Annotated in this window: 24 protein-coding genes; 6 read left to right on the top strand and 18 right to left on the bottom strand. The window is 69.2% G+C overall.

Annotated elements, in window-relative coordinates; all coding sequences use genetic code 11:
• Positions 1-86: 86 nt before the first annotated feature.
• Entirely contained in the window at positions 87-866 is a 780-nt protein-coding gene (locus ACFO0C_RS43045; protein ID WP_378072627.1) for an NPP1 family protein, read from the top strand.
• Here the strand turns inward: ACFO0C_RS43045 and ACFO0C_RS43040 are convergent.
• From ACFO0C_RS43040 to ACFO0C_RS43010, 7 genes are all read right to left on the bottom strand, one after another.
• Entirely contained in the window at positions 858-1,466 is a 609-nt protein-coding gene (locus ACFO0C_RS43040; protein WP_378072626.1) for a GyrI-like domain-containing protein, read from the bottom strand. The two genes, ACFO0C_RS43045 and ACFO0C_RS43040, sit on opposite strands and share 9 nt — an antisense overlap.
• The gene (locus ACFO0C_RS43035; RefSeq protein ID WP_378072625.1) at positions 1,463-2,269 is read right to left on the bottom strand and encodes a MerR family transcriptional regulator; all 807 of its coding nucleotides are present in this window, start codon (positions 2,267-2,269) and stop codon (positions 1,463-1,465) included. Before ACFO0C_RS43035 ends, ACFO0C_RS43040 begins: the two co-directional genes overlap by 4 nt.
• 67 nt (positions 2,270-2,336) lie before the next feature.
• Positions 2,337-3,701, bottom strand: a complete 1,365-nt coding sequence (locus ACFO0C_RS43030; RefSeq protein ID WP_378072624.1) for a hypothetical protein — start codon at positions 3,699-3,701, stop codon at positions 2,337-2,339.
• A 124-nt stretch (positions 3,702-3,825) separates the two neighbouring features.
• Positions 3,826-4,854, bottom strand: a complete 1,029-nt coding sequence (locus tag ACFO0C_RS43025) for a LuxR C-terminal-related transcriptional regulator (protein WP_378072623.1) — start codon at positions 4,852-4,854, stop codon at positions 3,826-3,828.
• Positions 4,855-4,884: 30 nt separating this feature from the next.
• On the bottom strand, positions 4,885-5,910 hold the full coding sequence (locus ACFO0C_RS43020) for an ATP-binding protein (protein WP_378072622.1): 1,026 nt from the start codon (positions 5,908-5,910) through the stop codon (positions 4,885-4,887).
• A 24-nt stretch (positions 5,911-5,934) separates the two neighbouring features.
• Positions 5,935-6,225, bottom strand: a complete 291-nt coding sequence (locus ACFO0C_RS43015; RefSeq protein ID WP_378072621.1) for a hypothetical protein — start codon at positions 6,223-6,225, stop codon at positions 5,935-5,937.
• Positions 6,226-6,262: 37 nt separating this feature from the next.
• A complete protein-coding gene (locus ACFO0C_RS43010) occupies positions 6,263-6,637 on the bottom strand; it encodes a hypothetical protein (protein ID WP_378072620.1) in 375 nt (124 codons plus the stop codon).
• Between the two features lie 320 nt (positions 6,638-6,957).
• Here ACFO0C_RS43010 and ACFO0C_RS43005 point away from each other — a divergent pair, with 320 nt between their 5' ends.
• Positions 6,958-7,188 carry a hypothetical protein gene (locus ACFO0C_RS43005; RefSeq protein WP_378072619.1) on the top strand — a complete coding sequence of 77 codons (231 nt, stop codon included), beginning with the start codon at positions 6,958-6,960 and terminating at the stop codon, positions 7,186-7,188.
• Positions 7,189-7,240: 52 nt separating this feature from the next.
• Here ACFO0C_RS43005 and ACFO0C_RS43000 read toward each other — a convergent pair whose 3' ends face one another.
• Positions 7,241-8,800 (bottom strand): ABC-F family ATP-binding cassette domain-containing protein, encoded by a 1,560-nt coding sequence (locus ACFO0C_RS43000; RefSeq protein WP_378072618.1) that lies wholly within the window; start codon positions 8,798-8,800, stop codon positions 7,241-7,243.
• Between the two features lie 238 nt (positions 8,801-9,038).
• Between ACFO0C_RS43000 and ACFO0C_RS42995 the strand changes: the two genes are divergently transcribed.
• Complete coding sequence (locus ACFO0C_RS42995) at positions 9,039-9,767, top strand: alpha/beta fold hydrolase (RefSeq protein WP_378072617.1); 729 nt, start codon at positions 9,039-9,041, stop codon at positions 9,765-9,767.
• Here the strand turns inward: ACFO0C_RS42995 and ACFO0C_RS42990 are convergent.
• Positions 9,760-10,350, bottom strand: a complete 591-nt coding sequence (locus ACFO0C_RS42990; RefSeq protein ID WP_378072616.1) for a TetR/AcrR family transcriptional regulator — start codon at positions 10,348-10,350, stop codon at positions 9,760-9,762. The genes ACFO0C_RS42995 and ACFO0C_RS42990 overlap by 8 nt on opposite strands.
• 121 nt (positions 10,351-10,471) lie before the next feature.
• Here ACFO0C_RS42990 and ACFO0C_RS42985 point away from each other — a divergent pair, with 121 nt between their 5' ends.
• Positions 10,472-11,446: a 2-dehydropantoate 2-reductase gene (locus tag ACFO0C_RS42985; RefSeq protein WP_378072615.1), complete on the top strand. Its 975-nt coding sequence runs from the start codon at positions 10,472-10,474 to the stop codon at positions 11,444-11,446.
• A gap of 176 nt (positions 11,447-11,622) precedes the next feature.
• Here ACFO0C_RS42985 and ACFO0C_RS42980 read toward each other — a convergent pair whose 3' ends face one another.
• A complete protein-coding gene (locus ACFO0C_RS42980) occupies positions 11,623-12,843 on the bottom strand; it encodes a hypothetical protein (protein WP_378072614.1) in 1,221 nt (406 codons plus the stop codon).
• Positions 12,840-13,346 carry a SigE family RNA polymerase sigma factor gene (locus ACFO0C_RS42975; RefSeq protein WP_378072613.1) on the bottom strand — a complete coding sequence of 169 codons (507 nt, stop codon included), beginning with the start codon at positions 13,344-13,346 and terminating at the stop codon, positions 12,840-12,842. The genes ACFO0C_RS42980 and ACFO0C_RS42975 overlap by 4 nt, the downstream gene beginning before the upstream one ends.
• A gap of 79 nt (positions 13,347-13,425) precedes the next feature.
• Here ACFO0C_RS42975 and manD point away from each other — a divergent pair, with 79 nt between their 5' ends.
• On the top strand, positions 13,426-14,634 hold the full coding sequence (gene manD / locus ACFO0C_RS42970; protein ID WP_378072612.1) for a D-mannonate dehydratase ManD: 1,209 nt from the start codon (positions 13,426-13,428) through the stop codon (positions 14,632-14,634).
• On the opposite strand, the gene ACFO0C_RS42965 is transcribed toward manD, so the two are convergent.
• A complete protein-coding gene (locus tag ACFO0C_RS42965; RefSeq protein WP_378072611.1) occupies positions 14,635-15,471 on the bottom strand; it encodes a dienelactone hydrolase family protein in 837 nt (278 codons plus the stop codon). It lies immediately after the preceding gene.
• Positions 15,472-15,728: 257 nt separating this feature from the next.
• Positions 15,729-19,655 carry a tetratricopeptide repeat protein gene (locus tag ACFO0C_RS42960; RefSeq protein ID WP_378072610.1) on the bottom strand — a complete coding sequence of 1,309 codons (3,927 nt, stop codon included), beginning with the start codon at positions 19,653-19,655 and terminating at the stop codon, positions 15,729-15,731.
• A gap of 610 nt (positions 19,656-20,265) precedes the next feature.
• On the opposite strand from ACFO0C_RS42960, the gene ACFO0C_RS42955 reads away from it, so the two are divergent.
• Positions 20,266-21,219, top strand: coding sequence for an amidohydrolase family protein (locus ACFO0C_RS42955; RefSeq protein WP_378072609.1), 954 nt, complete (start codon positions 20,266-20,268; stop codon positions 21,217-21,219).
• A 1-nt stretch (position 21,220) separates the two neighbouring features.
• Here the strand turns inward: ACFO0C_RS42955 and ACFO0C_RS42950 are convergent, their stop codons facing one another.
• The 5 genes from ACFO0C_RS42950 to ACFO0C_RS42930 all read right to left on the bottom strand — a co-directional run bounded on the left by ACFO0C_RS42950 (position 21,221) and on the right by ACFO0C_RS42930 (position 26,321).
• Positions 21,221-22,279, bottom strand: coding sequence for a hypothetical protein (locus ACFO0C_RS42950; protein ID WP_378072608.1), 1,059 nt, complete (start codon positions 22,277-22,279; stop codon positions 21,221-21,223).
• A 31-nt stretch (positions 22,280-22,310) separates the two neighbouring features.
• Positions 22,311-23,495 (bottom strand): extracellular catalytic domain type 1 short-chain-length polyhydroxyalkanoate depolymerase, encoded by a 1,185-nt coding sequence (locus ACFO0C_RS42945; protein WP_378072607.1) that lies wholly within the window; start codon positions 23,493-23,495, stop codon positions 22,311-22,313.
• Positions 23,496-23,534: 39 nt separating this feature from the next.
• Positions 23,535-24,302 (bottom strand): aminotransferase class IV, encoded by a 768-nt coding sequence (locus ACFO0C_RS42940; RefSeq protein WP_378072606.1) that lies wholly within the window; start codon positions 24,300-24,302, stop codon positions 23,535-23,537.
• Between the two features lie 4 nt (positions 24,303-24,306).
• Positions 24,307-25,191: a GNAT family N-acetyltransferase gene (locus ACFO0C_RS42935; RefSeq protein WP_378072605.1), complete on the bottom strand. Its 885-nt coding sequence runs from the start codon at positions 25,189-25,191 to the stop codon at positions 24,307-24,309.
• A 167-nt stretch (positions 25,192-25,358) separates the two neighbouring features.
• A complete protein-coding gene (locus ACFO0C_RS42930; protein WP_378072604.1) occupies positions 25,359-26,321 on the bottom strand; it encodes an EamA family transporter in 963 nt (320 codons plus the stop codon).
• Positions 26,322-26,341: the final 20 nt, after the last annotated feature.

The raw sequence follows: 26,341 nt of genomic DNA, 5'->3' as shown, positions 1-26,341 counted from the left end.
GCAGCCCGGCAGATGCCTCACCACCCAGGCGGCCGTGCGGAAATCCCTTCGGAAACGATTCCCCCCGATCGATGCCAAGGAGTCAGATGTCCCCCTCCACTCCCCGCCGCCGGGCGCTGCGCTCGGCCTTCGTCGCCGGCGGCGCGCTCGCCCTGCTCGCGGCCACGGCCGTGCCGGCGCTCGCGGCCCCCCCGACCGAACTGCCCGGCAACGCCGAGGCGATCGAGAGCAAATGGCAGCCGGCGTACGACTACGACACCGACGGCTGCTACCCGACCCCGGCGATCGGCCCGACCGGCACCGTCAACGGCGGTCTCAAGCCGACCGGCTCGCTCAGCGGCGACTGCCACGACAACGCCGACCTGGACAACACCAACGGGTACTCGCGGTACAAGTGCAACAACGGGTGGTGCGCCATCGCGTACGGCCTGTATTTCGAGAAGGACCAGGCGCTGGCGAACAGCTCGATCGGCGGCCACCGGCACGACTGGGAGCACGTCGTGGTGTGGGTGCAGAACGACGTGGCCAAGTACGTCTCCACGTCGGCGCACGGTGACTTCGACATCGCGGCGGCGAGCGCCGTGCGGTGGACCGGCAACCACCCGAAGATCGTCTACCACAAGGACGGGGCGAGCACCCACGCGTTCCGGCTGGCCGGTTCGAACGACGAGCCGCCGGAGAACGGCTACGCCACCTGGCAGTACCCGTCGCTGGTCGGCTGGAACGGCTTCCCGACCACCGCGATCCGCACCACGCTGAGCAACTACGACTTCGGCAGCGCCAACTTCGGCCTCAAGGACGCCAACTTCGTCGGTCTGCTCACCGAGGCGATGCCTTCCGGCATCACGTTCAACCCCTCAGCCTGAGGTACGCCGTCCCGCCCCGCCCTCCTCCCGGGGCGGGGCGACCGGTTGCCGCAGGATGGTCCGCAGCCGCTCCGGCGCGGTCCGGCGCGGGTCGCTCAGGTAGATCTCGTGGTGGCGGCCGGTCATCCGCAGCCCGTTGGCCGGGATGAACTCGTGGTGCATCCGCTCCAGCGTCTCGGCCTCGGCGTCGAACGGCCCGACGTGCAGGGTCTGCACACATCGCCCCTCCGACAGGGTGCCGAGCCGGACGCCGTCGCCGACGAGGTCCTCGTCGATCCCGTCCGGCACCATGATCATCAGGGTCCAGTGCCATCTGCTCTTGTCTCGTGACGCGGTGAACGACTCCATGTCGTCGGCCCACCACAGTCCCTCCAGCGGCATCACGACATAGTCCCGGCCGGCACGTTTGCTGGCGAACTTCAACCGGTAGGCCACCGGGTAGAGCGCCTCGGCGGCGTCCCCGAACGCCGTTCCCGCGTTCGGGTCGCCCTCCCCGTCGACCATCAGATAGCGCAGGTCGGGCACGTCGACGATGTCGAAACGGCCGCGCCGGGCGGAGTAGCCGGACAGCTCCCGCTTGAAGTCGGTCTTCGCCGTCACCGGTCGCCCTCGATCGGGAACTGCACCTCGGTGAGCAGCTCGTCGGGGGTGACGCTCTGCGGATCGTTCAGGTAGATCTCGCGGGGCGGCCCGGACGGGGTGCTCCCGTTCTCCTCGATCCAGCCGGTCACCACGTGGTAGGCCGGGGCGATCTCCGCATACGGGCCACGATGAACGATCGACGCCACGGTGCCGCCGGGCACCTCACGGGAACCGGCCATCCCCCCGGTCACCGGGATGCAGATCTCCACGTCGCCCTCGGCTCCTTCCTCGAGGACGTCGTGGTAGATCAGGAAAGGCGCTCCGGCCGGGGACGCGCCGGCCGTACCGATGGATCCGATGATCGTGCCGAAGCCCTGCCGGACGGCCTCGCCGATGGTGACCAGACCGGCCCGCACCGTCAGGCTCGCAACCGTGACCGGCGCGACCATCTTGACCGTGACCTCGTCGGACATGAGATCTCCTCCTCGATCGATGAGACGTTCGAGGAACCGCAGCATCCGCTCCTGCTCGGCCAGCCTGGCCCGCAGCCGCTCCCGGTGCGCCGACAGTCGCTTTCCGATCAGCTCCTGATCGTCGTCGGCGAGCAGGTCACGGATCTCCCCGACCGGCATGTCGACCGCCCGCAGCACGCGGATCGCCTCGGCCCGCGCGGCCTGTCCCCGCCGGTAGTAGCGGTAGCCGGACGCCGGATCCACCCACGCCGGTGCGAGCAGGCCCTGATCGTCGTAGAAACGCAACGCCTTGATCGAAAGCCGGCTCATCCGGGAGAAGCGACCGATCGGGATCAGGCCTTCCGCCACGGTTCCTCCTTCTCACCGAGGTTCCAGTCTCCCCCGGCGGGAGAGTCAAGCCCGCCGGGGGAGACACTCAGATCCGGGCGGCAGAGGTCACCCCGTTGACGCGGGGCCCCGGAATCCGAGGATCGGCCACGGCCCGTCCGCCGGCGACGGTCGCGCCCTTGCCGAGGCTGACGCCGCAGTCGGCGATGGTGTGCTGGCGCAGCAGTAGCGACGTCGGCACCGGGGCGATCTCCCGCCAGGCGAAACACGCGCGGATGATCTCCACGTTGTCGCCGCCGGTGATCTCCCGGTCGGCCTGCAACAGCGCCCGCAGGATGCCGTGGTAGGTGAGGAAGTCCGGCGAGATGTTCCCCCACGTGACGGCGAGCAGCCGGCCCAGATAGTCGCGCGCACGCAGCAGCGAGTCCTTGAACGCGGCCTCGTTGCCGGTGTACGCGGCGGTGAACTCGGCCTGGATCTCGACGAGGTCCTGGGAGGTGCCGGGCAGGTTCGTCGACCGGGTCCGCAGGTCGTCGCTGATCAGTTTCCTCGCCACCAGGTCCTGCTGGAACACCTCGACCATGGTGTCGAAGATCGCGCCGGTCAGCGGCAGCGACCGGTCGTGCGGCTCGTCGCCGACGTCGGACATGCGGCGGGAGTTGAGCGCGACCCGGATCTCCCGGCTGTCCGACAGCTCACCGACCCGGTCCAGGCCGTTGATGGTGAGCAGGTTGCCCTTGGTCGAGTCGAGCAGCAGGTCGACGACCGAGTGGAAGTGCAGCGACGCCACGATCGCGACCAGGTCACCGGCCGACTCGTGCATGCCGCCGTAGTCGATACCCTCGTCGAACGGGCTGGCCGGCACCCCCACCTCGGCGAAGATGATGCTGTGCCCCAGCTCGTGGGCGAGGACGTCGAAATTCTCGCAGAACGGCCGGTCGTGATCGATGGTCCCGTTCGGCTTGCGCCCGAATCCGAACTCCAGGAAGCCGTAGCCGGACTGGGCGTTGTCCCATTCGATCAGCGGGATCAGTTCCAGCCGCGAGAAATCAGATTCGAAATGCCATTGAATGGTACGGCCGAAGTAGTCCTCCCAGATGTCGAGGACACGGCGGACCGTCGCGTACATGGTGGCCGCCGAGAATTCCCGGCTCGCCGGATCGAGGTGGTCGAAATGACCGTCGTCACCGGGGCGGACCGGCGGGCGGGCCGCACCCCGGAACGGCGGGCGGAAGAAGCTGTTGTACGGCAGCTTCCCGATCGCGTCCACCACGAACATCCGGTCGTCACCGGGCCCGGCCTGCATGCCACCCGGTTCGACGGAGACCGTGACCAGCTCCGGCTCGGGAAAGAGCGGCCCCGAACCGTCCGCCTTCTGCAGGAACCGTGGCTGCGGGAAGATCCGGAATCGGGTACCGACGTCGGCGAGCCGGCGATCCAGTTCAAGGGACATGAGTGCCTCCACCCACTGGAGATTCTTTCAGGAGGCCTCCATGCGATCTCCCGATCCCGGTGAAGTCAACGTGAGTGTCCAAGACCCATCCCAAATACCTCCGGTCAGGTGTCACTCCCGCCGGTCATCGCCGCTTCCGGCGAGGAGACGGCACGATCTCCACCGGGTTGAAGCCGTATCCGAGCAGCAACCGGTGGGCCAGGTCCGGATTCGTGTGCCGGCCGGTCACGAATTGGGCGACCAGCATTTTGAGGTGGGCGGATTGACGATGCCCGCTCATGCTGTACCTCTGCATCGCCTGGCTGGTGTGGGTCTGCACCGTTCTCGGCTGGATACGGAGCTCCCTCGCCGCCTGCTCGTTGGTCAGCCCGTCGGCGAGATGCTCCATGACGGCCCGCTGCATCGGGGTCAGCACGGACAGGTGGGGCTTGGGATCGAACATCTCCACCTTCTCGACGCCCCATCGCAGGGTCATGTCGGGCATCAACCCGAGCCCGTACCCCGCACAGTCGAGCCGGAACTGTTCAAGCTCGCCGACATAGCGCGCGCGGGCCATATGCGGATCCGGCACCGCGAACGCCTTGTGGATCCTCGGGTCCTGGAGGATCGCGTCAATCCGTCCGTTCATCTCCATCCGGGATAGCGCCTCGATCAGGCCGACCGATACGGTCAGGCCCGCGTCGACACCGGAGGACTGCTGGGACCCCTGGGAGTCCACCTTCAACGCGGAGGCCCCGGCATGTTCGATGGTGAGTCGCAGAGCCGCCGCGACGTGGCTGCTCAGCTGGACCGGCTGGCCTTCCGGCCGGGCGGCTCCGGCCTCCAGCACGGCCTGCCTGATGGTCGCCGGATCATCGTCGGTCCGGAGGATGTCCCGGGCGCCGCCCACCCAGGCAGCGGTCAGCGCCTCGAAATGGTCCACGGCGGTGAGCACCACCGTCGAGCTGGTGCGCAGGCGGTCCCTGATCTCCTCCGGTGTCCCGACGCGGTGAATGTCGGAGACACAGACGTCGAACGCCCGTGACAACGACGCCAGGGCCGGCACCGGGTCCAGGACGAGGAAACGGCTGTCACCGGCCAGTATCGAATACAGGCCGGTACGAACCATCCGATCGGAGTGGGCTATCGACACATGAAGTTGTCGTTCGGTCACGTCATCTCCCGGGGCTGTTCCGAGAAGGTGTCAACGCGAAGCTGTCAAACTCGAGCGTGGAACACGGTTCGCCTTGATCCGCTCGGCGGCGGATCGCAACGACGACTGGTCGACCTCGGTGCGGCCCGCCATCGCCGTTGCGGTGGCAGCGTCCAGAACAGCGTTCTTGATGTCCCGGCCGCCCATCGCACCGATCCCGGCGAGTTCGTCGAGGGACACGTCCGCCGCGATCGGAAGCTCCGGTGGAAGATGACGACGCCAGATCTCCAGCCGCTCCGCCCGGCCCGGGTCCGGGAAGTACACGTGCTGGAGCCGGCTGTGGAACGCCTCGTCGTAGCTCTCCGCGAGGTTCGACGCGAAGACCACCACGCCCTCGAACGAGTCGAGAGCCACCAGCATCTGGCTGCGCATGGCATTGATCGCCTGCTCGGACCCCTGGGTGACGGCCGAGAACCGTCGTGACAGGACCGCGTCGGCCTCGTCCAGGAACAGGACCGCACCATGCCGTGCCGCCAGCTGGAAGGCGGCCGCCACGTTCTTGGGACCCTCACCGTGATACTTCGACTCGAGATCGCTGCACCGGACCGACACGATGCGGCGGCGCAGCCGGGAGGCGATCGCGTGGGCGGCGATCGTCTTCCCGGTGCCCGGTCGGCCGTGCAGGCTGATGATGGACCGGGGATGCGGCTCGATGGCCTTCAGACCCCAGCGCCCGTAGATCTGACCGGCCAGTTCCGCCCTCGCGATCGCCAGCGACAGTTGCTCCATCGTCTGCGGCGGCAGGACCAGGAGGTCGAAGCCGTACTTCGGCGCCGTCACCGCGAGATCCAGGGATGACGCGTCCACGGCGGGGCTCTCGCTCACGACGCTTGCGGGGATCCGGTCGCCGGGACGATTCGTGACGGTGACAGCCAGCGCGGTCTGTGGACGGTCCTTCGTGAACTCGGTAGCGGCCGAGATGAGGCGGCTACGCAGAACGGCGGCTGCGGTGGCGTCCGTGTCCTGGGGGATCCCGGTCACCCGATACTCACCGCGATCCGCGAGAAACCGTCGCATCAGGTCTCCGACACTCATCAGCGGTTACGACCAGATCGTCACGGTCTGGCCGGCATGTGCGGCGACGACCCGGGCGTCGACCCGGTCGCCCTCCACCCGGCGCGCCTCCAGCACCGTGCCGGAATCGGCCTCGAAGATGCCCTGGACGATCGCACAACGGCCGTTGGCCAGCTCCTCCTTGATGGTGAAGGCGAGCCTGCTCGGCTGGTCCTTGATCTTGCTGACCCGGGACACGAACCAGTCGACGATCATGCTGAAGGTGATCACCGCCACGGTGATCACGGCGACGCCCAGACCGAACAATGCGGTCAACATCAGAACAGCCAATGGCGCAGGCAAATCTCCGCCCTCCTCAGACGACGACGATGACATCGTACGAACCAAACGTGTCGGCGAGCTCCTCATCCAGCTCATCGACCGCACATCGCATGCCGGCCACCTGCCCCTCGGAGTCGGTGACGATCTCCGACTGCTCGTCGAGGAAGAACAGACAGAGCTGGAATCCCCCGTCGCGGTGCCCACGCCGCAGAACCACACCGCATCGCGCGTCCGGCAGCCGTGCCTGCCCGTCGACGAGAAACCGGATGACCTCGGTATAGGACATCGACTGCCATCGCGGAGGCACTCCGGCGATCGCCGCGTCCACCACTGTCATCAAACGCCGGACCTCGGTGCCGGACGTCGTCAGAAGCTCCAGCACCGCTTCCCTCAGCCGCTGCGGGCGCATCATGGCCTCCCATCGCTGGGTGCCAGCATCCTTGATGGACCGCTGCGCCGGGTAGGCAGCCAGTGACGAGATGTCAGCGGCGAACTAGTACCAGGGGATTAGGTGACCGCCCTGCGGCGCAGGTTGCTGCGGCGTGAATGCAGTCGGGTGTCGTCCGATTCTGCACACGGCAGCGACTCGGAGAGCACCTCCCCGGTGGCACGCTGAGCGGACCGGGCGATCCCGCCTCGGCGCACAGAAGACACCACGACCGTACGGCAGCTGCTCTCCGGTCGTGAAGCAACCGAAAGGCCACATTCCAAGATCGGAGTGGTGTCGACATGCCACAGTTGCGAACCCCCGGACCACGACGGTCCCCTGATCACCGGCCCGCGGTCGTGAAGACCGCCGCCTGGGCGGCAGGCGGTTTCGCCACCGCCGTGGGCTCCCTCGTAACCGCCGCGGGCGAGTTGCAGATCCCCGATTCGACGGTTCGATTCGCGATCACCGCCATGGGTGTCATCGCCGCGCTGGCCCAGTTCGTCGCCGCCGCGTACATCTGGCGGAGGTAGCGACGCCGCCCGGCGGGGTCCGGCCTCACCTGGCCGGATCCCGCCCCTGCGGCTATTCCACAGGCAGATGCAATCGGCGGCCGACGGCGATCCGATCCAGGAAGCGTTCGTCGTGGCTGACCACCACGAAGGCGCCGCGATAAGCGTTCAGGGCACTCTCCAACTGGGCGACGCTGACCAGGTCCAGATTGTTGGTCGGCTCGTCGAGCAGCAACAACTGTGGGGCCGGCTCGGCGAACAGGATGCACGCCAGGGTGGCCCGCAGCCGCTCGCCGCCGGAGAGCACCGACACCGGCAGGTGCGCGCGGCTGCCCCGGAACAGGAACCGGGCCAGCAGGTTCATCCGCTCGGCGTCGGGCAGCGCCGGTGCCGACACGGCCAGGTTCTCGGCCACCGTACGGTCCGGGTCGAGCAGGTCCAGACGCTGTGACAGGTAGGCGACCGGGCCGGCCGCGCCCTTCTCGATCAGCCGCAGCAGTGTGGACTTGCCGGCCCCGTTGGCGCCGGTCAGGGCGATCCGCTCGGGCCCGCGAACGATCAGGTCGACGCCGGAGAAGATCTCCCGATCGCCGTAGCGGGCCGACAGTCCCTCGCCGTGGAAGACGGTGCGGCCGGCCGGGACCGTGGTGCCGGGCAGCTCCAGGACGATCCGGTCGTCCTGCTTCGCGGCCCGGCTCGCCTGGTCGTACCGTGCCTGCGCCTGACCGACCCGGTCACCGTGCACGTCGGCGGCGCGGGCCGCGGACACCTCGGCGCCCCGTTTCAGGTTCCCGGCGTGGATGCGGGCCAGACCGGCGCTGGCCAGGTTGCGTGACGCCGTCGACGCGCGGCGGGCGGCGCGCTCGCGGGCCTGCTGGGCCTCACGTTTCTGCCGCTTGAGGTCCTGCTCGGCGTTGCGGACCTGCCGCTCCAGGGTCTCCCGGCCGGCCGCCGTCGCCTCCTCGAAGGACGTGAAGTCACCGCCGTGCCACTCCACCTCGCCGTGGTCGAGGGCGGCGATCCGGTCCATCTCGTCGAGCAGCTCACGGTCGTGGCTGACGGTCAGCAGCGTGCCCGTCCAGGAACGGACCACACCGATCAGGCGCTCGCGGGCGGCCCGGTCGAGGTTGTTGGTCGGCTCGTCGAGCAGCAGCACGTCGGGCCGTTTCAGCAGCTGGGCGGCGAGACCGAGGGACACGACCTGGCCGCCGCTGAGGGTGCCGAGACGACGGTCGAGGGCGACGTCGGCCAGGCCGAGACGGTCCAGCTCGGCACGGCTGCGCTCCTCGACGTCCCAGTCGTTGCCCACGACCGCGAAATGCTCCTCGGCGGCGTCGCCGCCTTCGATGGCATGGAGCGCGGCGATCGTACGGTCCACGCCGAGCACCTGCGCCACCGTCTCTTCCGAGGCGAACGGCAGGTGCTGGGGCAGGTAGCCGAGCGTGCCGCGCACCGTGATCGTGCCCGCGGACGGCTGGAGGTCACCGGCGACGAGCTTGAGCAACGTGGACTTGCCGGCCCCGTTGACGGCGACGAGGCCGGTGCGGCCCTCCGGCACGGTCAGTGACAGGCCGTCGAAGACGATCGTGTCGTCCGGCCACGAGAAGAAGAGGTCAGAGACAGAAAAAGACATGGTGCACCCCACGGGTGGAATCGGATCTCAGGACACGACGAAGGAGGCCACCACGCGGGCGGCCGGGGCGGGGTCTTCACCCCGCGATGTCGTCGTCCCCTGCCATGTCTCTCTCCCGATCCGAAGGTCGTCGGCAACGATAGCTCACCGGCCCCGGACCGATGCACTCGTTTGTCACTGACCGCCCACAAGACCTCCGTAAGTTCCGGGATCGTCGAAACACACACGGGAGGTACTCATGTCGGAGAAACCGGTGGTCGTCCTGGTGCACGGCGCGTTCGCCGAGTCGGCCGGCTGGAACGGCGTCGTCCAGCGCCTGGCCGCGGCCGGGGTCACCGCGCTGGCCGTGGCGAACCCGCTGCGCAGCCTGTCCGGTGACGCCGCCTACGTGCGCGACGTCGTCGCGTCGCTGGGCCGGCCGGTGATCCTCGTCGGTCACTCCTACGGCGGTCAGGTCATCACGCAGGCGGCGGCCGGCGTCGAGGCGGTCAAGGCACTGGTCTACGTGGCGGCGTTCACCCCGGACGCCGGGGAGAGCGCGCTGCAGCTGTCCGGCAAATTCGAGGGCAGCACCCTCGGAGGCGCCGTGGTCCCGCGCACCCTCACCGGTGGCGGGGTCGAACTGTCGATCGAGGCGGAGAAGTTCCCGCAGCAGTTCGCGGCCGACGTCGACCCGGACACGGCGGCGCTGATGGCGGTCACCCAGCGGCCGGTCACCGAGGCCGCACTCACCGAGGGCCTCACCGTCGACCCGGTGGAGGGTGCGCCGGTATGGCGTACCCTCCCCGGCTTCTTCGTCTGGGGCGACGCGGACCGCAACATCCCCGCCGAGGCCATGCGATGGATGGCCGATCGGGCCGGAGGCCGGGTCCAGCGGGAGATCCCGGGCGCCGGGCACGCCCTGCCGGTCTCACAGCCGGACGCCGTCGCCGAGACCGTCCTCGCGGCGGTCGCCGCGGTCAGCTGACCGCCGGCACGGCCAGGACCCGCAGCAGCGCGCCGGTGAGGTGATCGGTGACCTGCTGCGGGGTCCAGCCGAGGGTGTGGGTCAGGTCCACGACGACGCGTTCGTCGAAGATGGTGACCCACATCAGGACGGCGAAACGGACATCCTGCCGCGGCGCCGCGCCGCTGTCGACCGCCCGACCGACCAGGCCGCCGAGCCGTTCGTAGAGGCCGCCGACGAACGAGTCCTCGCGCCGGGCCAGGACGCCGCGCGGTGAGCGGACGTGCACGGCCGCCGCACCCCACCGAGATGCCTGGCCCACCCACTCACGGCAGGCCGCACGGATGTCGGCGATCGGGTCGGCGGAGGCCGGCAGCCGGTCGAAGGTCTCCAGCAGTTCGCCGCTCAGCTCGGCGTAGAAGGCGTCGATCGCGCTCGCCGTGTCGGAGAAGTTCCGGTAGGCGGTGGCCGCCGAGATGCCGGCCAGCCCGGCCGCCTCGGTCAGCGAGAACGCCGGGCCGCGCTCGGCCAGCAACTCCCCCACGGCGGCCAGCAGAGCCGCCCGCCGCATCCGCGCGTCACCGCGCTGCGGCCTGCTCCCCATGCGGTGATCTTAGGAGTGGCCGGGATCACCGCGGATTTCCGGGGCCGTAACAACGACGAAAAGGATCTCCCGCAGACTGGGAAGTGAGAAAACCTTCTCAGTTACTTCGGGAGGCTGGTGCATGTCCACAAGACGAACCCGCGTCGCGGTGATCGGAGCCGGCGCCGTCGGCACGGTGGTTGCGGCAGCCGCGGTCGACGCCGGGCACGACGTCGTCGTCTGCGCACGGCGGCCGCTCGACCGTCTGGTCATCGAGCGGACCGACAGCGTGCGCGAGATCGACGTGCCGGTGCTGGTCGACCCGTCCGAGGCGACCGAGGTCGACTGGGTGCTGCTGGCCACCAAGGCACAGGACGCCGCCGGGGCGGCCGCCTGGTTCGGGCCGCTGATCGGGCCGAACACGACGGTCGTGGTGCTGCAGAACGGCGTCGACCACGCCGAGCGGATCGGGCCGCTGGTGCCGCGCGGCACGCGGGTCATGCCGGCTCTCGTCTACGTCGCCGCCGAGTCGCTCGGCCCCGGCCATGTGCTGCACCGGATGGGCGCGCGGATCACCGTTCCCGGCCCGGCCGGCCTGGCCCCGACCACGCGTTCCGACTTCGACGAGTCCCGGCCGCCGGTCACCGGCCGGGCCAGTGCCAGCTCGGCGGATCCGGCCGAGCGGTTCGCCGCCCTGCTGGACGGCTCGTGGCTGCACGTCGAGCGGGTCGCCGACTTCTCCACCGCCGCGTGGCGCAAGCTGCTCACCAACGTCGGCGCCAACCCGGTGACGTCGCTGACCATGAAGCGGATGTCGGTGATCCAGCACGAGCCGGCGGTCCGCGAGCTGACCCGCGCCCTGCTCGACGAGGCGATCGCGGTGGGCCGCGCCGCCGGCGCCCGGCTCTGCGACGACGACATCGAGCACACGCTCGACATCTACGACGGCTTCGCCGGCGACGACGGCACGTCGATGCTCTACGACCGGCTGGCCGGCCGCGCCACCGAGCACGAGCTGATCACCGGAGCCGTGGTCCGCCTCGGCGAGCAGCACAACGTGCCGGTGCCACTCAACCGGGCGATCCTCGCGCTCATGCACGGCGTCAACCACAAGTAGCTCAGCCAGGCCATCCCCAGCATCCGCCGGACCGTCACGGGCCAGGCTCGGCATCCGCTGGACCCTCTCCGGCCAGGCTCGGCATCCGCCGGACCGTCACAGGCCAGGCTCGGCATCCGCCGGACCCTCCCCGGCCAGGCTCGGCATCCGCCGGGACCTCTCCGGCGGTCCTCGCGTCAGCCGAGCCGGACGGAGAGCGTGACGCCGATCGGGCCGGCGGTGATCCTGGTGATCTCGCCGGTCCTGATGTCCCAGGTGATCAGGCCCTCCTTGTCCGTATGCGCCAGCACGGTCCGGTCGTCGAGCCAGTCGAGGATGTCGCAGCAGACCTTCGAACGGCCCGCACCGAGGTCGAGCAGACGGTCGACGCGACCGGTGGTGCTGTCGACGACGGTCAGCATCTGCACGCCGCCGTAGTTCCCGGGGCCGCTGGGTGGCACATGGTCTCCCCACGCGGCGGCCGCGATGCGTCCGGCTCCATCGGGCACGGCTGCGCCGTACCACTGATTGATGCCGTAGCCCTCCGGCCGGACCACCGTGAGGTCGACGGGGACCTCACGCACCGGTGTGGCGTCGCCCGGCCGCCACACCCGGACCTTCCGATCGAGACCGGCCACGACGAACTCCGCGATGTCGGCGGCAGCGTCGCGGCTTCCGCCGCCGATCCAGGCATTCATCGCGGCCGGCTCGGCGGAGACGGTCCCGGTGGCCCAGTCGACCCGGGTCACCCCGACCGACCCCTGCCCGACGAAGACGGTGGCGTCGCCGGACCACATGACCTGCTCGTTCAGGCCGGGCAACGGAATCCGGTGCGCCTTTCCGGCGGGCAGATCGATCACCACGAGCGCCTCCGGCTGCGGCACGGCGACGCGACGCCCGTCCGGCGAGAGCGCGGTCGAGCGCAACGGGTCCGCCTCATTTCCACTCTCATCACGGGTACGGGTGAGGTCGCCCACATCCACCACGGTCCACTGCCCCATCACATCGATCACATACAGCGGCCGCATCGACTGATCCAGCTGCTCCCATGTGTGGTGCTGGACCACCGCGACGGCCCGGTCCACCGGATGCTCGGAGAGTTTCCGGACGTCGGCCGGGATCGCGAAGGTGGCGGGCAACGGGGCCAGGGACTTCGTGGCCGGCTTCTCCGGCATCACGTCGACACCGGGTGTGACCGGTGACACCGACGGTGCCGGTGGGGCGGGGTCGATGTGGTCGCCGCGGTCACGCAGCGGCACCGTGGCCGCGACCACGGCGGCGAACGCGGCCACCGAGGCAAGCACCTGACGACGGCGGCGCACCCGCCGGGCGGTAGCCCATGCGGTGGCCGCCAGGGCTGGGGCCGCGACATCCGCGGCCGTCTCCTCGAAGAGCTCCGTGAGCCGGTCGGCCGTCATTTCCGTCCCCTCTCGACCATCTCGCCGAGCTCCGGCGCGAGCTCCCGCAGTTTCCGCAGAGCCGCACTCGCCTGGCTCTTCACCGTGCCGACCGTGACGCCGAGGATCTCCGCGGTGCGGGCCTCGGTCAGGTCGTCGAAGTAACGCAGCACCAGCACCGCCCGCTGTCGTGGTGGCAGCCGCCGCAGTGCCGCCTCGAAGACCACCCGGCTGGGCACGTCGTCGTCGCCGGCCGGACGCTCGGGCGGCGCGTCGCTGAGCTGCTCACGCCGGAACCGGCGCCACCACGAGACAGCGTCCCGGTACATCACGGTGCGCAGGAACGCCTCCGGGTCGCCCTCGCGCACCTTGGCCCAGCGCAGCGCGAGTTTGACCAGGGCGCCCTGGAGCAGATCCTCGGCGAGATGATGGTCCCCGCAGACCAAGTACGCCGAGCGCAGCAGCCGGTGCTGTCGTGCCTCGACGAAGGCGGCGAAATCGCTGTCCACACCTGTCCAACGCATGAGCACTCGTGAATGGTTGGCCGGGCCGATCGAGATCGATAAAGTCGAATCCCCCGGCACCCGCCTCAGGAGGACCCTAGTGAAAATCGCCGACGCCCGGGTGATCGTGACCTGCCCCGACCGCAACTTCGTCACTCTCAAGATCGTGACATCGTCGGGGGTGTACGGGGTCGGCGACGCGACACTCAACGGGCGGGAGCTGGCCGTTGCCGCCTACCTGCAGGAGCACGTGGTGCCCGCGCTGATCGGGCGGGACGCCTCCCGGATCGAGGACACCTGGCAGTACCTGTACCGGGGCGCCTACTGGCGGCGCGGGCCGGTGACCATGTCAGCGATCGCCGCCGTCGACACCGCCCTCTGGGACATCAAGGGCAAGGTCGCCGGGCTGCCCGTCTACCAGCTGCTCGGTGGGCGCTCGCGGGAGGGCGTCACCGTCTACGGCCACGCCAACGCCGACACGGTGGAGGACGTGCTGACCGAGGTGGCGACATATGTCGATCTCGGCTACCAGGCGGTCCGGGTGCAGACCGGCGTGCCCGGGCTGGCCAGCACCTACGGGGTGTCGAAGGACCGGCTCTTCTACGAGCCGGCCGACTCCGCGTTGCCGACCGAGAACACCTGGTCCACCGCCCACTACCTGGACCACGTGCCCGAGGTGTTCGCGCGGGTCCGTGACGAGTTCGGCCCCACCCTCAAACTGCTGCACGACGTGCACCACCGGCTCACCCCGATCGAGGCGGCCCGGCTCGGCAAGAGTGTGGAACCCTACAACCTGACGTGGATCGAGGACCCGGTTCCGGCCGAGCTCCAGGAAGGGTTCCGTCTCATCCGGCAGCACACCACCACCCCGATCGCCGTCGGGGAGGTCTTCAACACCATCTGGGACTGCCAGCAGCTGATCACCGAGCAGCTCATCGACTACATCCGCGCGACGGTCGTGCACGCCGGCGGGATCAGCCACCTGCGCCGCATCTTCGACCTGGCCAACCTCTATCACGTACGCAGCGGCTCGCACGGCGCCACCGATCTGTCACCGGTCTGTATGGCCGCGGCACTGCACCTGGACCTGGCCATTCCCAACTTCGGCCTGCAGGAGTACATGCGCCACACCGAGGCCACCGATGCCGTCTTCCCGCACGGGTACCACTTCGCCGACGGATATCTGCACCCGTCCGAGGCACCGGGCCTCGGCGTGGACATCGACGAGGAACTGGCCGCGCGGTACCCGTACCGCCCGGCCGCCCTCCCGGTGAACCGCCTCCAGGACGGCACCATGCACAGCTGGTGATCAGGAGAGGTTCCTGCTGGTCACCGTCCACGGGGCGGTGGTGCAGAGCCCGCAGGACGGTCCGGCGAACAGGGCCCGGCTCGTCTGGTCACCCTTGAGCTGCCATTTCAGCCAGGCGGTGCCGACCCGGCCGTACTCCCCGCCGTTGGTCTGGGAGAACGTCCCGTAATGGCCGACCGGCAGGTGGCCGAGGAACGCGGGAAGGGCGGCGGGCAGGCGGGAGTAGTCGTCGACCGCGTTCGGGTACGCGATGTCGTCCGGCCCGCCGGTCAGGTAGGCGACCGGGCCGTGCAGCCGTGCCAGACGGACGTTCTCCCGATCGGAGAGCAGGCCGCTGTTCCAGAACACCGTCGTGTCGACGCGGGCGTCGGCGCTCGCCTCCAAGGCTTCGAGGCCGCCACACGACTGGCCCATCACCGCCACCTTGCCGGTGTCGATGCGGCCCCGATACCTACTGCCCGCCCGGGTGTTCTCGGCGACGGCCCAGTCGATCGCCTCGGTCAGCATGTCCGCGTCGGTGCTGCCGGTGCCGCCCGGGCGCCCGTTCGCGATCACCAGGAAACCGTGGGAGGCGAACTCCCTCAGGATGTTCTGGAACCAGGTGCCGTCGGCTCGGCAGGCGCCGTTGCCCCAGACCACGATCGGCAGGGTCAGCCCGGTGGGGATGGTGTCCGGGCGGTAGATGGTGTGGTCGTAGAGGCGCAGGGTGGTCTCGTAGTCGGCGGGGAACGGGCCGGAGCCGCCGGGTGCCGCCTGCGCGCTGCCGGGGCCGGCGGCGACCGCGGTCACGGTGGTGACCAGGGTCGCCAGCAGTCCGCGGACGAATCTGTTCGGCATGGGAGTGCTCACTTCTCGTCGGGGGACGGAACCCTGACGATGGCGCAGCCCCCACCCCCGGCGAATCGGCAGAATCACCTGCGTCGATGCGATCACTCTCGGGCACCGTTCACTGCCGCCACAAGAATCTCGGCCACATTTTGACCAGCCAACTCGCGACCGCGCCAGCGATCCCCTCCTGCCAGCGGGAATGCACCCGGCCGAGAAGGGTGCCCGTGAAGAATCGCGACATAGCTGGCAGATGTGCGTTCCTGCCGCTATTCGGTCGCTCTTTCAATCAGCTCTCCGAGGTGTGCGGATAGTGCCGTTGCACCGATTTTGTCGGCGGCGGCACGGCTGATCGTCAGGACGGTGACGGCTTCCTCACGTTGTTTTGCCGCGAGTAGAATCTGTCCGAGTATGTCGCCGACGGTGGCGATGCCGTCTGGGCGCTGGAGTTGTCGGAAGAGGCGAAAGGAGTCGACGAGCAGCGGGAATACGGCGTTGTAGTCTTCTCGAGCGAGTTCGATCTGAGCGAGTGCCCATTTGGCCGATGCGATACCGTCGAGGTCACCCATAGTCTCGTTGACCTTCAGCCGTTTGAGCTGAAGGTCAGCGGCCTCGTCGTAGTCGCCGCGCTGGTAGTGGATATCGGCGATATCGCCCCAGGTGACCGCCGCCGATCGGGTGTCACCGAGCCGCTCGTAGACCGGCAGCTCGACCTCGCGTCGAATGCGGAATGCCTCGTCATAATCACCGCGCTGGAAAAGGATGTCGGCGATACTCCCCCAGGTGATCGCTTCCTCGCGGGTGTCGCCGAGCCGCTCGTAGACCGGCAGCGCTTCCTCGCGGTGGATGCGCAGGGCCTCATCATAGTCACCGCGCCGGTAGAGGAGGTCGGCGATATCGCCCCAGGCGATCGCCGCTGATCGGGCTTCGCCGAGCCGCTCATAGGCTGGCAGTTGGACCTCGCGTCGGATGCGCAGAGCCTCATCGTAGTCACCACGCTGGTACAGGATGTCGGCGATCTTGCCCCAGGTGATCGCCGCCTCGCGAGTATCGCCGAGCCGCTGGTAGACCGGCAGTGCCTTCTCCTGGTGGATGCGCAGAGCCTCATCGTAGTCACCACGCTGGTACAGGATGTCGGCGATCTTGCCCCAGGTGATCGCGGTCGATCGGGTGTTGCCGAGCCGCTCGTAGGCTGGCAGTTGGACCTCGCGTCGGATGCGCAGGACCTCATCGTAGTCACCACGCTGGTACAGGATGTCGGCGATCTTGCCCCAGGTGACCGCCGCCTCGCGAGTATCGCCGAGCCGCTCGTAGACCGGTAGCTGGACCTCGCGTCGGACGCGCAAGGCTTCGTCGTAGTCACCACGCTGGAACAGGATGTCAGCGAGGGCGCCTTGGCAGACGGTGGCCTCCTGTTCGGAGCCGGCATCGGTGAACAGTAGGTGGGCTTGATGCAGGAGTTGTTCGGCCTGGTCCGGCTCACCGCGGTCGATCAGGTTGCGAGCGTGTTCAGCGACCGCCCGGGCCTGCTCAAGGGGGTCGGCGAGTTCGGCGCCGTCGGCGTGGGCACGGTCGACGGCGCGGGTGAACAGTTCGTGGGCGGCATCGCCGTCGCCGCTGGTCTTGGCCGCGGCGGCGACCCGCCGCAGCAGAATTGCCGGGACCGGCCGGTAATGACGGTCCAGCAGGCCGATGGCCTCATGGCCGAGGCGGAACGCGTTGACGGCCGGCCCGGACCGCAGCGCGTGGACGGCGTCGGCGGCGCAGGCAGCGGTGACATCCGGGTCGTCGGCGTGCAAGGCGAGGCGGGTCAGCTGCAAATCCATGTCGTAGCTGCGGCGGTCGCCGAGTTCGGTGCCGCCCCACGCGGCGAACAAGGGACCGACCACCACGCTGGCCAGGTCGACGGCCTCAGCATCGGTCAGCGGGTTGATCCGGCCGGCGGCCAGAGCGTTGGCGGCCACCGCACGACGCTGCGAATCAAAACCAGCGGGATACACGTCGAGCAGACCCAACCCGATCAGACGGGCCGGTGATCCCCCGCTGCGCTCGGCCAGCACTGCCACGACCGCCTCGGGTAGCGGCAGGTCGAACAAGGTCAGATCACGCAGCAGTGCCCGATGAGACGGGCCGGCCTGATCGAGGAGTTCGTCGAGGGCCAGCCTTTCAAGGAAAGCCCGGATCTCAGTCTCCGACGGCAGATCGCCCTGCTCAAGGTAGGACTCCATACCGGCGACGGCGGACTCGGCGCGGGCCAGGTCGACCTGCTCCCCATACACCATCCGAGAGCCGATCAGGTCCTGCAACCCCGGATTGCCCCGGCTGACCGCCACCGCCCGACCCGCCAGCCCGTCCCGCTCGGCCCGCCGCTGCGACGACACCAACGCCCGCTGCCGACTCAGGAGTTTGCGTTGCGCGACCACCGACAACGGCCGCAACGCAATCTGCTCCAGGCGGTCCGGCAGGGAATCCAGAGTGAACTGGAAACGGCTGGTCGCCAACAACCGGCTGTCCGTATCCGCCGGATCGAACGCCCGCAGCACCGCAGCCAGCACCGGCGCGACCGCCGGAGCGACCCGGTGCGGGCCGTCCGGACTGGCGACCAGCACCTGCTCGAGATCATCAATCACCAGCAGCAACGGACGACGGCCCGCCTCACTGCTCGCACACGGGCCGGACAACAAGTCGATCAGCAGGGTCTCCAACGACTCCGGCCGATCACGCACCTCACTACGGCGCGAATCGACCAGGGCGCGGGCGGCAGGGTCGGTGCGGACCGCGTCAGCGATCGCATCCACGATCGCGGCGGCGGTGTAGTCACCGAACACCACCGCCAACGCCAAATCCGGCCGCCGGTCAGCAATCCGCGCCGCCAGACTCGACTTACCCAACCGGCCCTGCCCGTGCAACAACACCCCCGCCCTATCACCTGAGCTCAGGGCGCGTAGCGCCCGCTGCAGCTCCGGCCGGCGCCCGACGAACATCTGCGGCGCCGCCACGGGCACGTGTTTCTTACCGTCCAGGAACGCCTTGGTTCCGGCCACCGCCGACACCCGCGAACGGCGCCTGGTGCCGCCGACCACGGGGCCGCCGCCGGCCGGGCCGAGCCACAATCGCGCCAGGTGCCAATCCGACCGGATCGTCTCGTCGGCGGATTCGAGCAGGCTGCGGCGGGCGTCACCGACCGCGGACGCCAGATCCACCCGGTTACCCAACTGCGCATACAACTGCCGAGCGAACACCGTCGCCGCCCGATCATCGACCGAACCATCCCAGCCCAGCACCGCCGGAACCCCCGCCGCAACCAACGACGTCGCCATCGAATGCGCCACCATCACCCCCGCCTCACCCGCGACGGCCCGCCGACCCTCACCCGCCGGCAACACACCCTCCGCATTCGCCGCAGTCGCGGTCAAACACGCCGACACGAACAACAACCGAGGCAGCACCGGCAACAACCGGACCAGATCAGCAGCCGTGGTCGGCAGACCATCGCCGAACTCGTCCTCCATCATCAACACCGGCACACCAGGACCACCCGACCGGGGCCGCCAACTGTTGACGCCATGACACGACAGGTGCAACACCGGCAGCCCACCCACATCAGCCAAACGCCGACCCAACTGGCCCGGATTACCCGTGTCCTCCACCAGCAGATCCACCCGGGCGTCATCCACCGCCGACAGGATCGCGGCCTCCTCCGCCTCGAAATCCAGCTCGTGCTGACCCCGCGGCGACGACGCCATGAACGCCAGCCCCAACCGGAACCCATCCGCACCCGCCGCTACCGCCGACGGCGCACCGAGTCGGCGCACCACCACGAACCGGACCACCGCATCCGCAGCCAGGAACCCGCCGTCAGGACGCGCCAGCAACTCCAACGGCGCCCGCAACAACGCCCACACCCGACCCGACGGCGACCGTGGCCCCCGCACCTCGAACGTCACCTGCCCCGGCACCAACTCCAACAACCGCGACAACCCGCCCGAGTCACCATCCAGCCACGACCACAACTGCCGGCCCAACCCGAGAAGCACCTCGTCAGCAGCCCCGGCCTGAACCGCCCGCACATACCGCACACCGACATCGGCCAGGAAGGTCTCGTCCGCCTCCGACAGCACCCGCCGCGAGCCGACCCGCTCACCATCGGCCTGCAACTCCCAGCCAGAACCGTCGACCACGATGCCGGTGACCACCCACCCACCCCCAACGACGACCCACCGAGAATGACGAACAGCAAAACGAATCTAGAACATCAACCCCAACAACAACCAATTGATCAAGCCCTCTCGGCCACCCCGACCCGAAACCCGCACACAACAAGATCAAAAATCGAAAATGCCAGCTCAGAGCCGAACCGTCGACCAGCTCCAAGGAGCGAGAGCAAATCAAGAATCACCACGGATAATCGTGTCCACATCGCCCGCAAACGCGCGAATAACCCAACAACCACACGAAGTGCTTTCACATTTTGTCCGCTACCACCTCGACCTCACCTCGGCCGAAAGCCCGGCTGCTACGTAGAGACTTTTCGTTCACCATGGACGGCGTTGACGAATGCGTCCGTCTCCGGAGGACCGAGATCGGCGAGGATCAGTGCCAGCACGCGTGTCCCCACCTGCCGGGCAGGCCGGCTGCCCATCGGTGCCGCTCGGAGCAGCGGGCCGATGAGGTGTCATGCTGACGATCCGAGTGGAGCGGCACGGGGGTGGCGTGATGACGGTCTTGCGGGTCCGCGGTTTCGCTCTTCCCGAGGGCGAGCCGATTGATCTTTATGCCGACGGTGACCGGTGGACCCTTGATCCGGTGCCCGGTGCGGAGCTCGTAGCCGAGGGCTGGATCCTGCCCGGGCTGGTTGACGCGCACACCCACCCTGGAGCCGAGACGCCGGGTCAGCCACTCGATGTGGCCGTCCTGGAAGAGGACCTTCGCGCGCACCTGAACGCCGGTGTCACGCTCATCCGTGCGCCCGGTCTTGCCGGCGATCCTCCCGACTGGTTCGGCCAGGCCGACGACAACCCGCGCGCCTTCCATGCCGGACCGTGGATCGCTCAGCATGGACAGTTCATGCCGGGATGGGGCGTGCGCCCGGAGCTGGCAGAGCTGCCGATCATTGCGGCCGAGCAGGCCGCCCGTACCGGGTGGGCCAAGGTGGTGATCGACTGGCTGCCGGACGATGATGTGATGCCGGTCGAGGTGCTTCGTGAGGCTGTCGACCGGGTGCATGCGGTCGGCGGGCGCCTCGCGGTTCACTCTCAGCAGGCGGCGGGAGGCTCGGTCGCCGTCGCGGCGGGCGTGGACTCCGTGGAGCACGGCATGGGCCTGGATCTGGACCTGTTGCCGCGCATGGCGGAGCAGGGCATCGCGCTCACCCCGACCTTGTCGGTGATCACCGCTTCGCTGGCGAAGATCGTCGCCGATCCGGAGCGTGCACGGAAAAGCTGGTATGTGCACGGTGCAAGCGCGCACGCCCGGCTCACCGCTGCCGCGGTCGAGGCCGGGGTCGTCGTCCTGGCCGGCACGGACTCCCGGCCGCACGGCGGCATCGCCGAGGAGGTCCGCGCGCTGGTGGCGGCAGGCGTCTCGCCGCATCAGGCGCTCGCCGCGGCCTCCTGGTCCGCCCGCTCCTACCTCGGACTGCCCGGCCTGGTGGAGGGCGGGCCCGCTGACGCGGTGGTGTTCGAGGAGGATCCACGAACCGATCTCGATCAGCTCGGCGCACCCCAAGCCGTCATCGTCCGGGGAAAACGGGTGCGCTGAGTCATCCCTTTCGGAGGCGGCGGACCTTTCCGACACGGCTCAGCAGGGCCCGGTTGCGGACTGTGCGAGACAGGTGGGACAGCGTTTCGGCTGGTCGGTCGCCTGGGCGGGCCGCTAGGGCCTCCACCGCGGCGGAGGCGGTCAACGGGGCGAACGGGGAACCCGGTGCCCCCGGCGCGGCGCCGCTCGCTGCCAGGGCGGTCTCGGCCAGCAGGTCGGTGGCCGTCTCGGAACGGTCCTGCGACAGCATCCACACCAGACCCCGCAGCAGCTCGTCGGTGCCGAACCAGACGTAGCCGGACCAGCCGGAGAAGCACTCCAGCACCGCCTGGATCGGCCACCTGCCGGGGAACGTCGCCGCCTCTCGCAACCAGGTCTTCGTCGGTGTCGCCCTCGTCAGCGACGTGGCGTGGCGCAGCAGAGCGGTGACGGGTGGGCTGTCCAGGTCGGCGGCCAGTTTGCGGCGGGCCAGATCGCCGAAATCGCAGGACCACGGCAGGAGGTCGAGTGGCAACGTGCCGGTGGCCCGGCCTATCGCGGTGCCGTAGAGCTCGGCCAACTGCCGCCGGACATGGCGTGGTGTGTCCCGCTCGTCGATGAAATCGTCGAGCACGGCACGCAGGGCCGGGGCGAAACCCGTCAGTTCGGCGGCCGTCAGCGACACCGCCATGTAGCCGGGCAGGAGGTAGCCGGCGCCGTCGAAGTAGAGGTAGTCGTCGGCGGGGCGCAGCGCCCACGCCAGATCCGAGCGGGTCCAGCGGATGTCGTCGGCGATGAGGAACGGCATCAGACCGGCGGGGCCCTCGTCGGGAGTGCGGTCGCAGTCGGCGACGGCGGTCGCGTGCATCCCGAGAGCGGCCATGCGGCGAAACTCGGCTGGCCGCTCTCGCAACACAGCCGGTGCACGCCAGCTCGCCCAGGCGGTCCGGGCAGCCTGCCAGGCAGCCCGGTGCGATGGTGGTGGCTGCCCCTCGGACCCGCTCCACGACGCGGGTGACGCGGGATCCAGCAGGCCCGCCGGCTCCCTGCCCTGCTCCGGGAGCAGCTCGGTCCAACTCATGCCGCGATCCTGCCCGAGGGGTATGACATTTTCAGTCGCAGCTGGTCACGCGCGTGTAGTAGCCGGGGGCGGTCTGTTCCAGGCTGCGCTGCACGGCGCTCGACGCCAGGCCCAGGTAGTCGGCGCTGCCTACCGCGTACGCGGAGAAGCCCGAGTCGCGGGCGCGCCCGGCGGTGATGTGGACCGCGTTGGTCGAGGTCCAGCATCCGGTCTCGGCCGGCGGTGGGATGAGACCGAAAAAGGTCATGGCGTGGTACGGGCCACAGATGCCGGGATAGCCGACTCCGGAAACGCCGCACCGGTCGATGCCGGTGCCCGGTTCGACGGGTTGCTCGTGGCCCATGTCGGCGACCAGCCAGGTCTCGACCTGCCCGGATCCGTAGACGTTCCGTGTCACGCCGGTCTTCGGGGTCGTCGTCGTAACGGGAGTGCGGCTGACGCCGAAGACGTTGGTCCACTGGTCGCGCTGGTAGTCGAGGGAGCGCGGACTGATCAGCGGGTCGGCGCCGCCGTGCCAGATCTGCACCGGCGGATGTGTGCCGGTCCAACCCGGGTAGGCGGCGCGGACCCGGTCGCCCCACTGCTGCGGGGTCACCGTGGAGGTGGATCCTGAGCAGGGGCCGAGAGCACCCGTACGGAAATAGGCGGTCTCGGTGTCGGCGCAGCCGTAGGGCATGCCGAAGAAGACCGCTCCGGCCCGGAACCGGTCGGGGTAGGCGGCGAGCATCACGTTGGCGGCCGCGCCGCCGCCGGAGTAGCCGGTGACGAAGACCCTGCTCAGGTCGGCGTCGTAGGTGGCGCCCAGGTGGTCGACCATCTGCACGACCGAGCGGGCCTCCCCGTTGCCGTCGTGGGTGCGGTCCTCGGCGTTCCAGGCGCTGAAACATTTGTGCGGGACGATGCCTCCGGAGCCGACGTTCTCCGGTTTCTGTTCGGGCAGAATCAGGTGTACGCCATACAGGTCCGCATATTTGCGCCAGCCGGTGTTGACGTCCAGGTCCTGTGCCTGGCCGCCGCAGCCGTGGAACAGCACGATCACGGGGGCGCCGGGTGCCGCGGCCGGCGGGACGTAGGTGAACATGCGCTGATTACCGGGGTTGGTGCCGAACGCGGTGACCTCGGTGAAGCCGGTGGCGGCCGTCGCCGGGCCCGCGGCGGTCAGCGCGGTCACCGCCGTCACGAGCAGGGTGAGAGCCGTGGCGAGTCGTCTTCTCATCGACCCACGATCGGCCACCCATCGGCGTTCACGAATCGGCTAAATCGCCTGCCACGGGACTTCGTTCCAGCCTCTTCGCAGCAACGCGGTCAGGTGGCCGTACATCGGGAAATTGATCTCGTCGATCTGGAGGATCGCCTGGTCGGGGAAATGGGAATTCGTTGCGGCGGCGGCTTTGAGGCCGGATTTCTCGCTCAGCGAGATCGGCATGGTCGTCTGTGGGACGTCCATGCCGGCGAAGGCGCGGTGCAGGACCTGCATGGTGATGCCGGCCAGCATCGGTGCCTGCGGCCAGATGATGCGGTCGCCGTCCCAGAAGGCCGCGTTCCAGACCGAGCCCTCCAGGACGAGGCCGTCGGGACTCAGGAAGAGGACGTCGTCGAAGCCGGCCCGTCGAGCTCCGAGGGCGTGGTGGGTCTGCGCGAGCGTGCCGCGATGCTTGAGGTGGGGCAGGTCACGCTCGAAGCGGACCGTGCGCACTCGCAGTGGCGGTCGTGGGGTGTCGGGGATCGGGGCGCTCACCGACACCATCACGTCCATCCCGGGCAGGATCGTGACTCGGACCGAGGCGTCGCGCTCGTCGCGCAGCGCGTGGCCGATCAGATCGGTGATCGTGTCGTCGGCGGGCGCGAGGTCGTCCGGGAACAGTTCCGCGGACGCCTCACGCAGCCGTTTCAGGTGCAGGTCCAGGCCGGCCACCGCACGCCCGCGCACCTGCATGGACGTGTAGTGGCCGAAACCCTGGACCGCGGCCTGATACAACGCCTCGATAGCCGGGGCTGCGCCGTTGATCTCGATGTGGGTCACACGACTACCAGATCATGTCGACCTGCCGTTCGAACGTGCGGTACCCGCCGCGGGCGAACGCGGCCGCCATCGGGGCATTACCGACATCGGTGGCCGCGCGGATGCGGGGCACGTCCTCGGCGGCCAGGATGCGGGTACCCTCGGCGAGAAGATCGTCGATATGGCCCCGGCCACGGTGGGCGGGGACGATCCCGATGTAGGCGATGATCGGGTTGTAGCCGTTGTGCGCGGGGATGACGAAACCGACCGGGTCACCGTCGGGCAGCGCCGCGATCCGCCACCAGTCCTGCGGGCTCGGGTATTTCTGGAGCTCGGTGCGGAACTGCTCCTCGGCGCACTCGCGTGGGGTCATCCTGGTCAGCTCGTCGCGGCTGTGCGCGTCGAGGCTGCCCTCCAGGACCATGGTCATCAGGTCGATCAACTCGCCCTCGCGGGGCCGGCGGAACGTCAGGCGGCCTGTCGGTGGCGGCACCGGGGTTCCCGGTTCCCACTGCAGGCGCAGGCGCTCGACGAAGGGTTTCGCGCCGCACTCCTCCAGGACCGTCATCCAGGTGTCGGCTTCGGAGCGCTGCCACGTCGGCGGAAGGAAACGGGTGAACTCGGGGGCGGGGTCGGGCAACGCGGCTCGAACCAGCTCGACGGCGTCTCCGGTGTGGCCGTCGGCGACGTCGAGAATGTCCATGACCAGGGGGTGCTCGTCGCCGGGACGGGACCACCAGGCCGCGCGGGCGGTCACCCGGTCGCCGCGCAGTGCCAGCCATAGCCACTCGGGGCGGCGACGGCCGGAATCCAGGTCGGTGGCGATCTCCCGGTTCAGGGCGTACGGGAAGGAGTTGAAGAGATCCAGCTCGCCGGGCATGACGGCGTGGCGGATGGTCAACGATGTCAAGGCGTTCTCCTGTGAAGAGGCGCCCACTCCTTGGTCGGGCGGCTGGTCAGCCTTGTGCCCGGGAGGAGGTGAGCGTGGGTGCGTCGCGGTACATGGCTCAGGCCTCCTTTCTGGTCTCGTCGTGGACGCCCATCCCATCAGGCGGCTTCGCTGCCGCGCCACCCGTTTTAAGGTCGGGCGCCCGCCCGTTCGGCGCCGATACCCGCGATGACGACCAGGAAGATGCCGGCAAGGGCCGCCCAGCCGGGAGCCTGGTGCAGCAGGACGAAGCCGACCACCACCGCGAGCGCCGGTTCCAGGCTCATCATGGTGCCGAACGCGGCTGTCGTCAGACGGCGCAGCGCCAGGAACTCCAGGACGAACGGCACCACCGGCAGCAGGATCGCCAGGAACAGGCCGGTCAGCACGATCTCCGGGGTCAGCAGCGCGATCGCGGACGGGGCGGCGACAAGGGTGGCTGCCAGGCCTGCTACCGGCATCGAGATCGCCAGGCCACGGATTCCGGAAATCTCGTCGCCGACATGCTGGGTGAGCAGGATGTAGGCGGCCCAGCAGGCAGCGGCACCGAGCGCGTAGGCGACGCCCAGCAGGTCCACGTGGCCGTTCCAGGGCGAGGTCAGGAGCAGCACTCCGGCGGCCGCCAGCAGGGGCCAGAGAATGCGGCGGCCACGGAAGACCGCGACTCCCAGCGGGCCCAGGAATTCCAGGGCGCTGGCCGTACCCAGTGGAAGCCGGGCCACTGCCAGCATGAACAGCAACGTGACACCGGCCGTCACCACGCCGAGGGCGATCGCGCCGATCGAGCCGGAGGTGCTGATCGGCTTGGTCTCCCCCGCGGTCGGTGTTCCCGTCCTCGTTCCTGGGGTGGTGGCACCGACGAGCGTCGCTGCTGCGCGGGTGGTGCGGAGGAAGACGGCCCGAAGGGTTCCCGTCACCGCCGGGTGCGCGAGGATCAGCAGAAGGACGCCCGCCCAGGCCAGCCGCAGCCAGGCGACGCCGAGCGCACCGATCTCGCCGGCCAGCCCGACCGAGACGGCGAGGCCGAGCTGCACACAGGTCATCGATGCGAGGGCGAATCCCGCACCCGTACGGGCAGCGGTGCGAGGCGGCGAAGCGAGGACGGCAGTCATGCCCCGTAGTAGACGGTCGC

Origin of the sequence: Actinoplanes subglobosus (assembly GCF_042650585.1) — a bacterium.
GTDB lineage: Bacteria > Actinomycetota > Actinomycetes > Mycobacteriales > Micromonosporaceae > Actinoplanes > Actinoplanes subglobosus.
The sequence above is the reverse complement of the archived record's forward strand: the minus strand, read 5'-3'. Positions and strand labels throughout refer to the sequence as shown.

Excerpts from the sequence above, each read along its gene's own strand:
- ACFO0C_RS42930 (WP_378072604.1), bottom strand. The coding sequence starts at position 26,321 with ATGACTGCCGTCCTCGCTTCGCCGCCTCGCACCGCTGCCCGTACGGGT.
- ACFO0C_RS43045 (WP_378072627.1), top strand. The coding sequence starts at position 87 with ATGTCCCCCTCCACTCCCCGCCGCCGGGCGCTGCGCTCGGCCTTCGTC.
- ACFO0C_RS42950 (WP_378072608.1), bottom strand. The coding sequence starts at position 22,279 with ATGAGTTGGACCGAGCTGCTCCCGGAGCAGGGCAGGGAGCCGGCGGGC.
- ACFO0C_RS43010 (WP_378072620.1), bottom strand. The coding sequence starts at position 6,637 with ATGCGCCCGCAGCGGCTGAGGGAAGCGGTGCTGGAGCTTCTGACGACG.
- ACFO0C_RS43015 (WP_378072621.1), bottom strand. The coding sequence starts at position 6,225 with ATGTTGACCGCATTGTTCGGTCTGGGCGTCGCCGTGATCACCGTGGCG.
- ACFO0C_RS42965 (WP_378072611.1), bottom strand. The coding sequence starts at position 15,471 with ATGCCGAACAGATTCGTCCGCGGACTGCTGGCGACCCTGGTCACCACC.
- ACFO0C_RS43005 (WP_378072619.1), top strand. The coding sequence starts at position 6,958 with ATGCCACAGTTGCGAACCCCCGGACCACGACGGTCCCCTGATCACCGG.
- ACFO0C_RS42975 (WP_378072613.1), bottom strand. The coding sequence starts at position 13,346 with ATGCGTTGGACAGGTGTGGACAGCGATTTCGCCGCCTTCGTCGAGGCA.
- ACFO0C_RS42980 (WP_378072614.1), bottom strand. The coding sequence starts at position 12,843 with ATGACGGCCGACCGGCTCACGGAGCTCTTCGAGGAGACGGCCGCGGAT.
- ACFO0C_RS42985 (WP_378072615.1), top strand. The coding sequence starts at position 10,472 with ATGTCCACAAGACGAACCCGCGTCGCGGTGATCGGAGCCGGCGCCGTC.
- ACFO0C_RS42995 (WP_378072617.1), top strand. The coding sequence starts at position 9,039 with ATGTCGGAGAAACCGGTGGTCGTCCTGGTGCACGGCGCGTTCGCCGAG.
- ACFO0C_RS43030 (WP_378072624.1), bottom strand. The coding sequence starts at position 3,701 with ATGTCCCTTGAACTGGATCGCCGGCTCGCCGACGTCGGTACCCGATTC.
- ACFO0C_RS43000 (WP_378072618.1), bottom strand. The coding sequence starts at position 8,800 with ATGTCTTTTTCTGTCTCTGACCTCTTCTTCTCGTGGCCGGACGACACG.
- ACFO0C_RS42945 (WP_378072607.1), bottom strand. The coding sequence starts at position 23,495 with ATGAGAAGACGACTCGCCACGGCTCTCACCCTGCTCGTGACGGCGGTG.
- ACFO0C_RS43020 (WP_378072622.1), bottom strand. The coding sequence starts at position 5,910 with ATGCGACGGTTTCTCGCGGATCGCGGTGAGTATCGGGTGACCGGGATC.
- ACFO0C_RS42990 (WP_378072616.1), bottom strand. The coding sequence starts at position 10,350 with ATGGGGAGCAGGCCGCAGCGCGGTGACGCGCGGATGCGGCGGGCGGCT.